This is a genomic window from Saccharopolyspora elongata, assembly GCF_004348985.1.
GTDB classification, from domain to species: Bacteria; Actinomycetota; Actinomycetes; order Mycobacteriales; family Pseudonocardiaceae; genus Saccharopolyspora; species Saccharopolyspora elongata.
Window position 1 is genome coordinate 82,668 of the sequence record NZ_SMKW01000029.1, and the last position, 11,862, is coordinate 94,529.

Annotated in this window: 11 protein-coding genes; 6 read left to right on the top strand and 5 right to left on the bottom strand. The window is 69.4% G+C overall.

Annotation, left to right across the window (positions count from 1 at the left end; translation table 11 throughout):
* Positions 1–147: 147 nt before the first annotated feature.
* The 3 genes from E1288_RS21935 to E1288_RS21945 all read left to right on the top strand — a co-directional run bounded on the left by E1288_RS21935 (position 148) and on the right by E1288_RS21945 (position 3,731).
* On the top strand, positions 148–357 hold the full coding sequence (locus tag E1288_RS21935; protein WP_132487942.1) for a heavy-metal-associated domain-containing protein: 210 nt from the start codon (positions 148–150) through the stop codon (positions 355–357).
* Positions 358–426: 69 nt separating this feature from the next.
* Positions 427–1,377 (top strand): hypothetical protein, encoded by a 951-nt coding sequence (locus E1288_RS21940; RefSeq protein WP_132487944.1) that lies wholly within the window; start codon positions 427–429, stop codon positions 1,375–1,377.
* A gap of 32 nt (positions 1,378–1,409) precedes the next feature.
* Complete coding sequence (locus E1288_RS21945) at positions 1,410–3,731, top strand: heavy metal translocating P-type ATPase (protein ID WP_132487946.1); 2,322 nt, start codon at positions 1,410–1,412, stop codon at positions 3,729–3,731.
* An 85-nt stretch (positions 3,732–3,816) separates the two neighbouring features.
* On the opposite strand, the gene E1288_RS21950 is transcribed toward E1288_RS21945, so the two are convergent.
* Positions 3,817–4,230, bottom strand: coding sequence for a hypothetical protein (locus E1288_RS21950; RefSeq protein WP_132487948.1), 414 nt, complete (start codon positions 4,228–4,230; stop codon positions 3,817–3,819).
* Positions 4,231–4,569: 339 nt separating this feature from the next.
* On the opposite strand from E1288_RS21950, the gene E1288_RS21955 reads away from it, so the two are divergent.
* Positions 4,570–4,980, top strand: a complete 411-nt coding sequence (locus E1288_RS21955) for a hypothetical protein (RefSeq protein ID WP_132487950.1) — start codon at positions 4,570–4,572, stop codon at positions 4,978–4,980.
* 29 nt (positions 4,981–5,009) lie between these two features.
* Here the strand turns inward: E1288_RS21955 and E1288_RS47105 are convergent, their stop codons facing one another.
* The 3 genes from E1288_RS47105 to hisD all read right to left on the bottom strand — a co-directional run bounded on the left by E1288_RS47105 (position 5,010) and on the right by hisD (position 8,456).
* The gene (locus E1288_RS47105; RefSeq protein ID WP_165968206.1) at positions 5,010–5,171 is read right to left on the bottom strand and encodes a hypothetical protein; all 162 of its coding nucleotides are present in this window, start codon (positions 5,169–5,171) and stop codon (positions 5,010–5,012) included.
* Between the two features lie 603 nt (positions 5,172–5,774).
* Positions 5,775–7,109 (bottom strand): MFS transporter, encoded by a 1,335-nt coding sequence (locus E1288_RS21960; protein WP_132487952.1) that lies wholly within the window; start codon positions 7,107–7,109, stop codon positions 5,775–5,777.
* 27 nt (positions 7,110–7,136) lie between these two features.
* Positions 7,137–8,456 (bottom strand): histidinol dehydrogenase, encoded by a 1,320-nt coding sequence (hisD, locus tag E1288_RS21965; RefSeq protein WP_132487954.1) that lies wholly within the window; start codon positions 8,454–8,456, stop codon positions 7,137–7,139.
* A gap of 110 nt (positions 8,457–8,566) precedes the next feature.
* Between hisD and E1288_RS21970 the strand changes: the two genes are divergently transcribed.
* Positions 8,567–9,568, top strand: a complete 1,002-nt coding sequence (locus tag E1288_RS21970) for a LacI family DNA-binding transcriptional regulator (RefSeq protein WP_132487956.1) — start codon at positions 8,567–8,569, stop codon at positions 9,566–9,568.
* Positions 9,569–9,578: 10 nt separating this feature from the next.
* Here E1288_RS21970 and E1288_RS21975 read toward each other — a convergent pair whose 3' ends face one another.
* Positions 9,579–10,958: a cryptochrome/photolyase family protein gene (locus E1288_RS21975; protein WP_328592471.1), complete on the bottom strand. Its 1,380-nt coding sequence runs from the start codon at positions 10,956–10,958 to the stop codon at positions 9,579–9,581.
* Between the two features lie 484 nt (positions 10,959–11,442).
* On the opposite strand from E1288_RS21975, the gene E1288_RS21980 reads away from it, so the two are divergent.
* On the top strand, positions 11,443–11,727 hold the full coding sequence (locus tag E1288_RS21980; protein ID WP_132487958.1) for a hypothetical protein: 285 nt from the start codon (positions 11,443–11,445) through the stop codon (positions 11,725–11,727).
* Positions 11,728–11,862: the final 135 nt, after the last annotated feature.

Here is an 11,862-nt window from a genome sequence, read left to right on the forward strand (position 1 = left end):
CGACACCTTCCCCGACCCCATCACGCGCATTCCTCATCGCGACTCAGGCTTGACCTACATACCCCAAGGGGGTATAAATCTGATGTCGGCAATACCCCCTGGGGGTAGAGGCGACGAACCGAACGACATGACACCGAGGAGCTCCTGATGGCCGAGTCCACCTACACCGTTGTCGGCATGACCTGCGGGCACTGCGTGCAGTCGGTGACCGAGGAGGTCGGCAAGATCGGCGGCGTCTCCGACGTGGCCGTCGACCTGCCCACCGGCTCCGTCACCGTGACCAGCGCCGACGCGATCAGCGACGCCGACGTGCTGGCCGCCGTCGAAGAGGCCAGCTACGAGCTGGCCCCCAGCTGACCTCCACCCCCGATCGGGCCGGGAACCCAGCCCGGGCTCCCGGCCCGGCCAGCACAGCGAGGAATCATCATGAACACAGCAGGCAAGCTCTCCGCCTACGGTGCGGCGCTCGCCCTGGTCGCCGGTGGCGCCTGGGCGGCCGGTACCGCTGTCGGTTCCTTCACCGCCATGTCCGCCCCGAGCGGTCACGGCGACATGCCCGGCGGTGAGGTCGCCGGGCACGGGGACACCCACAGCGGCACCGTCGCGGAGACCGCCCTGCCCGGCGGACTGACGTCGTCCAGGGGCGGCTACACCCTCGCGCCCACCGACACGACGCAGGACACCGGCACCACCGAGCCCTTCTCCTTCCGCATCCTCGGCCCCGACGGCAACGCGGTCACCGGGTTCGACGTCGAGCACGACAAGCGGATGCACCTCATCGTGGTGCGCCGCGACACCGCGGGATTCCAGCACCTGCACCCGGAGATGGCCGCGGACGGCACCTGGACCGTCCCGCTGAACCTGCCCGAAGCCGGCAGCTACCGGGTCTTCGCCGATTTCACCCCGACCGGCGCCGCTCCGGCCACCCTCGGCACCGACATCGCCGCCGGCGGGGCCTTCGAACCGCGCGACTTCGCTCCTTCCCGGGTCGCAGAGGTCGACGGCTACCGGGTCCAGCTGGACGGTGAGCTCGTCCCCGGCCAGGCCTCCCCCGTCCGGCTCGCGGTCGCCAAGGACGGCCGACCCGTCACCGACCTGCAGCCGTACCTGTCCGCCTACGGGCACCTGGTGGCACTGCGCGAAGGCGACCTGGCCTACCTGCACGTGCACCCCGAGGGAGCGCCCGGCGACGGCAGGACGGCACCCGGCCCGGAGATCGACTTCGTCGCGGAAGTACCCACCGCCGGTACCTACCGGCTGTTCCTGGACTTCCAGCACAACGGCGTCGTGCGCACCGCGGAGTTCACCGTGGACGCCGCAGGCGGCACCACCCCGGAAACCCAGCGCGGTGACGGCCACGCCGGCCATGACGGCTGACCGAAGAGCTTGAGCAGCAAGGAGAGAACGGCATGACCGCCACGGAACGACCCCCGCAAGTCACCAACGAACTCGAACTCTCGATCTCCGGCATGACGTGCGCCTCTTGCGCGGCGCGCATCGAGCGCAAGCTGAACAAGCTCGACGGCGTCGCGGCGACCGTCAACTACGCCACCGAGAAGGCGAAGGTCAGCGTCCCGGAAGGCATTGACCCGCAACAACTCATCGCGGAGGTCGAGGCCGCAGGATACGGCGCGACCCTGCCCAGGACCGAACAGGACAGCGGCCCGGCGACCAAGCGGGACGACGAGGAAGCGGACTCGACCCGGACCCTGCGGCAGCGGCTGATCACATCGGTCGTGCTGTCCGTGCCCGTGATCGCGTTGGCGATGGTCCCGGCCCTGCAGTTCACCTACTGGCAGTGGATCTCGCTGACGCTGGCCGCACCGGTGCTGGTGTGGGGCGCCTGGCCCTTCCACAAGGCGGCGTGGACGAACCTGCGCCACGGCGCGGCCACGATGGACACCCTGGTCTCCATGGGCACCATCGCGGCGTTCCTGTGGTCCCTGTACGCGCTGCTGTTCGGCACGGCGGGCACGCCCGGCATGACGCACCCCTTCGAGCTGACCATCCAGCGCACCGATGGTGCGGGCTCGATCTACCTGGAGGTCGCAGCAGGGGTGACGACGTTCATCCTGGCCGGGCGCTACTTCGAGGCGCGGTCGAAGCGGCGCGCAGGTGCGGCGTTGCGGGCGTTGCTGGAACTCGGCGCGAAGGATGTCGCGGTGCTCCGCGACGGCCGCGAAGTCCGCATCCCCACCGGCGAACTCGCCGTCGGGGACCGGTTCGTCGTCCGGCCCGGCGAGAAGATCGCCACCGACGGTGTGATCGAAGAGGGCAACTCGGCGGTCGACGCCAGCATGCTCACCGGCGAATCCGTCCCGGTCGAGGTCGGTCCCGGCGACAACGTCGTCGGTGCCACCGTCAACGCCGGCGGTCGGCTGGTGGTGCGGGCGACCCGGGTCGGTTCGGACACCCAGCTCGCCCAGATGGCCAAGCTGGTCGAGGACGCGCAGACCGGCAAGGCCGCCGTGCAGCGGCTCGCGGACCGGATCTCGGCGGTGTTCGTGCCGATCGTGATCGCGCTGTCGGTGGGAACGCTGGCGTTCTGGCTGGGCTCGGGCACCGGGCTGGCGGCCGCGTTCACCGCCGCCGTCGCGGTGCTGATCATCGCCTGCCCGTGCGCATTGGGCCTGGCCACCCCGACCGCGCTGCTGGTCGGCACCGGCCGCGGCGCGCAGCTCGGCATCCTGATCAAGGGCCCGGAAGTGCTGGAGTCCACCCGGCGCATCGACACCGTCGTCCTGGACAAGACCGGCACCGTCACCACCGGCCAGATGGAACTGATCGACGTCCACCTCACCGCCGGCACCGACCGCGACGAGGTCCTGCGGATCGCCGGGGCGCTGGAGAACGCCTCCGAACACCCCATCGCCCGCGCCATCGCGCGCGGCGCGGAGCGGGCGGTGGGCGAGCTGCCCGCGGTGGAGGACTTCACCAACGTGGAAGGCCTGGGCGTGCAGGGCATCGTCGACGGGCACGCGGTGCTGGTCGGCCGCTCGGCGCTGCTGGCGGAGTGGAGCCAGCCGCTGACCGCGGAGCTCGCCGCGGCGAAGGCCGCTGCGGAGGCAGAAGGCCGCACCGCGGTGGCGGTCGCCTGGGACGGGCAGGCCCGGGCGGTGCTGGTCGTCGCCGACACGGTCAAGCCCACCTCAGCGCAGGCCATCGCGCAGCTGCGGGAGCTCGGCCTGACGCCGGTACTGCTCACCGGCGACAACGAGGCCGTCGCCAGGTCCGTGGCCGAGCAGGTCGGCATCGACGAGGTCATCGCCGAGGTGCTGCCGAAGGACAAGGTCGACGTGGTCACCCGCCTTCAGGGCGAGGGCAAGGTCGTGGCGATGGTCGGAGACGGCGTCAACGACGCCGCGGCCCTGGCCAAGGCCGACCTCGGCCTGGCCATGGGCACCGGCACCGACGTCGCCATCGAGGCCAGCGACCTGACGCTGGTCCGCGGCGACCTCCGCGCCGCCGTCGACGCCATCCGGTTGTCCCGCCGCACCCTGCGCACCATCAAGGGCAACCTGTTCTGGGCCTTCGCCTACAACGTGGCCGCCCTCCCGCTGGCCGCAGCGGGACTGCTGAACCCGATGATCGCCGGGGCGGCGATGGCGTTCAGCTCGGTGTTCGTGGTCAGCAACAGCCTGCGGCTGCGCGGCTTCCGCAGCACCGCGGGAGACCCGGCCGACCTCGCCCCGGTCATCGACCGGCGGGAACCGGTGCCCGGGCGCAACTGACCGCCCGAGCTGAACGGGCCACCACGCAGGACGTGGTGGCCCGTTCAGCTTTTCGCACCGCACACTTCGTTGTTGTCCGCGGCCATCACCTCGAGAGCTGTGGCACGGTCGAGGAACGCATCGGGATTCTCGCTGGCGAGCAAGGCCGAGAGCCCGTTGAGCCGCGATATGCCGCACCCGCAAGCTCGTCGACCCGGCCCCGCAGGCGCGCTTCGTCCGCCCGGCTCTGCTGCTCAACGCTCCTGGCCGCAGTCACTTGCGCCTTCGCGGCGTCGAGTTCGGCCTGCTTCCTGTCAAGTTCGTCCTGAGCGACGAGAACGTCCTCGTTCGCCTTGCTCGCATCCTCGCTCAGCTGCTCGTAGCGCCGCATCTCGGCGGAACCGCTCGCCGGATCCGCCGGCTGCGCAACTGCGGGCAAGGCCACCGACACTGCCGCCACGGCCACCGCGGAGGCCGAGATCGCACTCCGCATCGAACGCTTCAACTGGCGCAAAGCCACGCTGGACCGCTCTCCTTCGTCTCTACGGGCTCTCGCCGGCGGCCGGTCGGGACACATGGCCCCAGCCGCCCGGCGAGCCTGCACTCGAGTCGTCGATGTGGGCTCCCCGCAACCCGGGAGGACCTACTCGACGATCGAACACTTGTCTACTATTCATGTTAGTACCCAAACTACTACCTCACCTAGTAGTAAATCCAGAGTGCTTCGGCATCCACTATCGACACAGCACGCCAGCCACCAGATAGCGTTGCTGCACAAGAAAGAACACGTCATCGACGTTCCGTCGCCAATGCCAACCCCGCCGAGTGGCGACCGGCAGCACGCGCTACAGTCGTCACTGTGCGAGCCCAGCCGTTCACCGTCCGCCACGTTGGCGGGGCTTGGTCGTGCATCGCGCTTTTGGTGTTGACGGCGTTCCTCGCCACGCATGTGGTGATCGGACTCGACCCAGCGCACTCCGCCGCCGTCCATGCGGGCGCCAACGCTTCGAACCTCCCAAGCCAGGAGTGCGACGACAGCCGGCACCCAGGCGACGACGGCACCACGCAGCACGGCCCGATCGACTCGCATTGCGGGCTTTCAGCACGGGACATCTCGCCGTTCCTGAACACGGCCACCCCGGAACCGGAGGCGTGGCCGCCCTTCCCCCGCAGCAACCACGGGCGGATTTCGCTCGCGAGTTCCTCGCACCCGGCACTACCGCCGAGCGGCCGTCAGATCCTCGCCTCCTCGTGCACCTCACGAACGTGATCAGCGTTCGCTCTCCACGCTGATCACGATCACCGTGCCTTTCCCAGCGCGACCGAGGTCCTCCTGGTCACGCCGGACCGGCACGCCTTCCTGCACTGCGCCTGAACGCGCAGCGATCCGACCGGCAGCGCGCTGGACATCGCCCGATCGTCCGGGTTCGCCATGCTGCCCTGGCTGGGCATGGCGGTCATCGGCCTGTGTTGCGCCGCCGGCATCAGCACGCTCGAACGGAACAGCCGGTTGAGCGCGGTCCCGCAACCCGCACAGGGCTGAACCTGCTGGTCGATCGGTGTTCCTGGGAGGCCGCTGGAGACGTCATGGCTCCGGCGGCCTCCCGCTCGAAACGGCTGCTCGTCGTCACACCCGAGTCGACCTGCACCGGGATCCGAACAACACCGCAGTGCCACCCAATGCCACCAACGTCCACTCCGGCACGCCGCAGTTCGTTGCCGGCTGCCCGAACTGTGACAGGTTCGCCAGGCCGACACGGCCGCCGAAGCCGCGCGGGCTTGCCCGCGGCGAACAGCTCCTTGATCCGCGTGAAGCTCCGCAGCGCAAATCGCCTGCCCGACCGAGGAGTCCCAGTTGGACTCCTGGCTGGGCGGACAGAACAGCAAAACCCTTCTGCTTCAACCGATTTCGGAAATCAGAAAGCGTGCAGTCGACGTGTGGATCCGAGCGCGGCGGCCAGGCCGCTCGGCAGGTTCGAAGGATCTGCCGCGTTGCCGCAGTGTCGGGGATCCCGACGGCAACGCGGCAGACCAGCCCGCTACCTCGTCAACAACGGCAGCCGTTCACGCACCGACTCGCCGCTCCGGCGCGTTCCGGGGCGCGGCGAGGCTGCGGCGGAAGGTTTCCGGGGCGACGAACATCGAGGCCGCCGCGATGAGCGCCCCGGCGGCGACCAGCGCCGCCACGCTCCACGAGGCTCCGTCGGACCACAGGATCAGCGACGTCGCGAGCAGCGGGGTGAAGCCGCCCAGCAGCACGCTGCCCATCTGGTAGCCGATCGACACCCCGCTGTACCGCACGCGCGGCTCGAACAGTTCGGTGTAGAACGCCGCGATGGGCGCGAAAACCGCTCCGTGCGGCACCGCGAGCGCGATGGCCAGGGCCAGCGCGATGAGCGCCGGCGACCTGGTGTCGATCAGCCAGAAGAACGGCCACGCGTAGGCGGCCATGAACAGCGCACCTCCGATGAAAACCGGTCGGCGGCCTACGCGATCCGACAACGCACCCCATAGCGGCAGCGCGGCGATGTTCAACGCGGCCGCGAGCATCACCCCGGTCAGCCCGGCCTGGCGCGGCAGGTCGAGCTGCTGGGTGATGTAGGTGAGGATGAAAACGGTGAACACGTAGTAGTTCCCGCCTTCGGCGAAGCGGACGCCAATCGCGATCAGGATCTGCTTCGGGTGGGTGCGCAGCACCTCGACCAGCGGCCGGCGCGACGGTCCGCCGGATTCGGTGGCCGCCACGAAGGATTCGGACTCGGTGATCCGGAACCGGATGTACAGGCCGACCAGGGCCAGCACGATGCTCACCAGGAACGGGATCCGCCAGCCCCAGCTGATCAGCTGCGGTTCCGGCAGCAGCGAGACGAGGCTGAACACCCCGGTGCCCAGCAGCAGCCCGGCCGACACACCGGTCTGCGGCCAAGCGCCGTATCGGCCGCGCTTGCCGTCCGGCGCGTGTTCGACGGCCATCAGCACCGCCCCGCCCCACTCGCCGCCGACCGCGAAGCCCTGGACCAGCCGCAGCAGCACCAGCAGCGCGGGGGCCAAGATGCCGATCTGCTGGTAGGTGGGCAGCAGACCGATGAGCGTGGTGGCCGCGCCCATCAACGTCAGGGTCATCACCAGGGTCGCCTTGCGGCCGAGGCGGTCACCGTAGTGGCCGGCCACGAATCCGCCCAGCGGGCGGGCGATGAAGCCCGCCGCGAAGGTCCCGAACGCGGCCAGCGTGCCTGCGGCCGGGCTGATGTTGCTGAAGAACAGCTGGTTGAAGATCAGCGCGGCAGCGGTGCCGTAGATGGTGAAGTCGTACCACTCGATGACGCTGCCGATGGTGCTGGACGTCAACGTTCTCGAAGCCGACGGGACCCCAGCACGCGTCGTTGCGTTGGAGGACATGCGCGGTGCGCCTTTCGGTGTGGCTGGTCAGGAACGGGCGAATGCGTCGGGCGCCCAGGGCAGCTGCGCGCCGCCGTACTTGGCGGCCCGGACATCGCCGGATCGGGCGTGGCCCTCGAACAGCTCGACGCGGGCCGCGCGCCCGCACACCTCGCCGAGCTTCGCGCTGGAGGCCTGGTCGGTGACTTCCTGGTAGGTCACGGTCTTGAGGTACTTGCCGACCCAGAGCCCCCCGGTGTAGCGGGCGGCGCCGCGGGTGGGCAGCACGTGGTTGGTGCCGATGACCTTGTCCCCGTAGGACACGCAGGTCCCCTCGCCCAGGAACAGCGCACCGTAGTTGCGCATCTTCGCCAGCGCCTCGCGGGGCTGCGCCGTCAGGATCTGGACGTGCTCGCTGGCGTAGGTGTCGGCGAGTTCGTAAGCCTCGTCGAGGTTTTCGACGACGTGCACCTCGCCGTGATCGCGCCAGGCGGGCGCGGCGTTGTCGCGGGTGGGCATCTCCGGTAGCAGGCCGTCGATGTGCTCGATGACCGAGCGGCCCAGCGCTTCCGAGGTGGTGATCAGCACCGCCGGCGAGTCCGGGCCGTGCTCGGCCTGGCTCAGCAGGTCCACCGCCACCACGAAGGGGTCGGCGGTCTCGTCGGCCACGATCAGGACCTCGGTGGGGCCTGCGAACAGGTCGATGCCGATCTCCCCGAACAGCTGCCGCTTGGCCTCCGCGACGAAGGCGTTGCCGGGACCGGCCAGCATGTCCACCGGCGCGATGGTCTCGGTGCCCAGCGCCATGCTCACCACCGCCTGCACACCGCCGAGCAGGTAGATCTCGTCCGCCCCGGCCAGGTGCATGGCGGCCACGGTCGCGTCCGGCACTTCGCCGCGGATCGGCGGCGTGCAGGCCACCACGCGCGGTACCCCGGCGGTCTTGGCCGTCAGGATCGTCATGTGCGCCGAGGCCAGCAGCGGGTAACGACCGCCCGGCACGTACGCGCCGGCCGCGGCGACCGGGATGTGCTTCTGCCCCAGGTGGACGCCGGGCAGCGTTTCCACCTCGAACTCCTGCATCGACGCCAGCTGCCGCTCGGCGAAGGCCCGAACCTGCCGCTGGACGAACTCGATGTCTTCGATGACCTGCCGGGGAACCCGCGAAACGATCTCCTCGATCTGCGCGGACGACAGCCGGAACGACTCGGGCTGCCAGTTGTCGAACTTCGCCGAGTACTCGCGAACCGCCTGGTCACCGCGGGCGCGGATGTCGGCGACGATCGCCTCGACCTTCTCCTGCACGTCGGGCAACGAGGTCGTGGTCGCCGCCGAGCTGGTGGCCGGGGCCTTGAGCGCGAAAGCCATGGTGCCGTGATCCCTTCGCATGTTTACGTACACATCGCACTGTAGACCGGTAGCATGTTTACGTAAACCCGCAGTTCGAACTCACTCGATCCAGCCCTTGGAGGTGCTCGGTGGTCACCAGCCGGGACGTAGCGCAGTTGGCCGGCGTTTCGCAGATGACGGTGTCCCGGGTCCTGCAGGGCAGCGACAAGGTCGCGCCGGAAACCCGCGAACGCGTCCTGACCGCGATGAAGCAAGCCGGTTACCGGCCCCACGCCGCGGCGCGGACCATGCGCACCCGGCGCACCTCGACCGTCGGCGTCGTGGTCGCCGACATCACCAACCCCTTCTACCCGCAGTTGCTGGAAGCGGTCGGCCAAGCGCTGGATGCGGCCGGTCAGCGGATGGTGCTGTGGAACGCACCCGACCCCGGCGGGGAAAGCGCCCTGCGAGCGCTGGACGAAGGCACCGTCGACGGCCTGATCTTCACCACCGTCACCGAAGGGTCCGAGCAGCTCGCCGACGCGCTCCGGCGGGGAGAGCCGATCGTGCTGCTGCACCGCGGGCTGGATTCGCTGGACTGCGACCAGGTCACCACCGACAACATCGCCGGCGGCCGAGCGGTCGCCGACTACCTGGTCACCACAGGGCACACCCGGATCGGCTTCCTGCGGGGCCCCGAGCTGCCGAGCACGGCCCGCCACCGGGAGCGCGGATTCCGCGACCGCCTGGCGGAACTCGGTCGGCCGCTGGCCGAAGAACTCACGGCCCAGGGCGGATTCGCCCACGACGTCGCCAGGTCGGCGATGCGCGAACTGCTCGCCCAGGAAAGCCCGCCCACGGCGGTCTTCTGCGCCAACGACCTGACCGCTCTCGGCGCGGTCGACGGAGCCGTGTCCCTGAACCGGCGCGTCCCCGAAGACGTGTGGGTGATCGGGTACGACGACATCGCGCTGACGTCGTGGGACTCCTACGACATCACCACGGTCCGGCAACCGATCGCGGAGATGGCACGAACCGCCGTGTGCCTCCTGCTGGAGCGGGTCGACGACCGCTCGTTGCCCCCCAGGAAGAAGGAGTTCCCCAGCGAACTCGTCATCCGCGGCTCCACCGCGCACACCACGACGCGATGACCGGCGCGCCTCATGCCCGGCGGGCGGTTCGGAAGCGCTCGGCGCCCTCATCCAGGTCGACGATCGGCTCCGGGTAGTCCAACCGCCGTCGGATGTCGGGGTCGAGACGCCAGGGCTGGTGCACGGCGCCGCCGTCGATGCCGCGCAGCTCCGGTACGTAGCGGCGCACGTAGTCGCCGTTCGGGTCGTAGCGCTTCGCCTGCGCCAACGGGTTGAGGACGCGGTTGGGGCGGGTGTCGGTGCCGGTGCCCGCGACCCATTGCCAGTTCATCTGGTTGTTGGCGATGTCGCCATCGACCAGCAGATCGAGGAAGTGCCGGGCTCCCCAACGCCAATCGATGTACAGGGTCTTGGTGAGGAAGCTTCCGGCGATCAACCGGGCCCGGTTGTGCATCCAGCCTTCGCGGGCCAGCTGGCGCATGCCGGCGTCGATGATCGGGTAGCCCGTGCGGCCCTGCTTCCACGCCTCCAGCGCGCGCTCGTCGTGGCGCCACCGGTCGCCTCGAGACCGGTAGTCGTGTTGCGAGGCCGCTGGTCGAGCAGCCAGCACCTGGTGGTGGAAATCGCGCCAGGCGACCTGCCGCACGAATGCTTCGGCGCCGGGATCGCCGGTGCCGACCCGGTCGACAAGTTCCACAGGGGACAGACAGCCGAAGTGCAGGTAGGGCGACAACCGCGACGTGTTGTCCGCCGCCAGATCGTCGTGGTCGTCCGCGTAGTCGCGCACCGACCGGGTCCACTCGTCGAACAAGCGTCGCGCCGTGCCTTCCCCTCCGACGGGCCGGTCGGGCGAGGTCTCACCCGCGCACAGCTGCGCTGCCGAGGGAATCCGCCCTGCGCTCAAACGGGGCATCGCCAGGCGGCTGGGTGGTCCGAGCGGGCGGCGCTTCGGCGCCGTCGACCAGCGGCGGTAGTACGGGGTGAACACCGCGAAGTGGTCCTTGCCCTGGGGCGTCACCTCTCCCGCTGGTACCGCGGTGATCACGGCCTCGTGCACCACCAGGTCACGGCCCTCCGCCGACAGTGCGCGGTGCAGCGCCTGGAGGCGACGCTGGGCATAGCCGCTGACGTCGGCGGCCACATGCACCTCGTCGGCACCGACTTCCTCCGCGACCCGGCTGACCTCCGCCACCACCGAACCGCGGCGGACGACGAGCCGGCCTCCGAGCTCGCGAAGTCCCGCATCGAGGTCGGCCAGGCTCTCGGCGAGGAACGCCGCCCGGTTCGGGCACGGGTGGTCGCTGCCGATGATCGCTTCGTCGAGCACGAACAGCGGAACGACCCGAGCCGCCGCGGCGGCCGCGGACAGCACGGGATTGTCGTGCACCCGGAGGTCCCGAGTGAACAGGGCGATCGAAACCCCGGCGTTCCCCACCAGGTACCCCCGCACTCGACCTGACTCGCAGCGGTCGGCCCACCGCAGGCCGACGATGGCCGAGCCCAGGATAAATCTGTTCAAAACCTATGCAACTAGTGATCAATTGACTGAAGGGACTTGTTTCCGACTCCCGCCCACAGCCAACGGCCCAAACCGCGCTGACCACTTGGCGCGCCTCCCCAGGTCGACCGCCGAGAGAATGACCTCAGACCGCAGGAACTTGCCGCGATCCACTTTTGAATCGCGCACTCGTGCTCATCGACTTCGATCGTGATCGTGTCTGACGGCAACATGTTCCGGGTCTTCGACTCATCCGGCAGCCCCCTGGGGGCCGGACCGTCCGCCCACCCATCGAGCGTCTGCGGCCCGGCGCACTACTCAGGCCGAATGCGGACGTGTCATGAGTAGTTCACCCCGTACGCGGCACAGGTGTCGGGCGTCACAGTGGATAGCACGACCGAAACAGCCATCCGCCGACGAATCGGGGTGTGTGACCATGTCCCAGCTCATCCTGCAATCCCACACCGAGTCACTGACTTCCTGCCCCCTGGACGAACTTGATCGTCGGGTCAAGCTCGCCGAGCTCTGCATGAACCACGCGCTCGAACAGCAGTGCTGGGACCTCGTACAACGGCACCGCCGCGAAGCGCTCGTCGTCCAAGCGGAGATCAGCCGGCGCCTGAACGCCCTCGAGGACTTCCCCGGCCACATCGGAACGCGCCTCGCCGAGTGGACCGACGACACAGCCGACTCCTGGTGGGACCAGAACGACGCAGCCTGAGGCTGGGTCGACACCACGAACGAGAGTCTCGGCCGTTCCGGCCCAGCGGACATATTCCTCCACGTCCACCGCGTCGTTGTCATATTCCTTCCGACGCACTCACACGGAACGTTCGCGCCGGGGCACCTGCTGCGG

What these genes read in the sequence shown, in the direction of transcription:
- E1288_RS21935 (WP_132487942.1), top strand. Translation starts at nt 148, where the DNA reads ATGGCCGAGTCCACCTACACCGTTGTCGGCATGACCTGCGGGCACTGC.
- E1288_RS47105 (WP_165968206.1), bottom strand. Translation starts at nt 5,171, where the DNA reads ATGACCGCCATGCCCAGCCAGGGCAGCATGGCGAACCCGGACGATCGG.
- E1288_RS21960 (WP_132487952.1), bottom strand. Translation starts at nt 7,109, where the DNA reads ATGTCCTCCAACGCAACGACGCGTGCTGGGGTCCCGTCGGCTTCGAGA.
- E1288_RS21980 (WP_132487958.1), top strand. Translation starts at nt 11,443, where the DNA reads ATGTCCCAGCTCATCCTGCAATCCCACACCGAGTCACTGACTTCCTGC.
- E1288_RS21945 (WP_132487946.1), top strand. Translation starts at nt 1,410, where the DNA reads ATGACCGCCACGGAACGACCCCCGCAAGTCACCAACGAACTCGAACTC.
- E1288_RS21940 (WP_132487944.1), top strand. Translation starts at nt 427, where the DNA reads ATGAACACAGCAGGCAAGCTCTCCGCCTACGGTGCGGCGCTCGCCCTG.
- hisD (WP_132487954.1), bottom strand. Translation starts at nt 8,456, where the DNA reads ATGGCTTTCGCGCTCAAGGCCCCGGCCACCAGCTCGGCGGCGACCACG.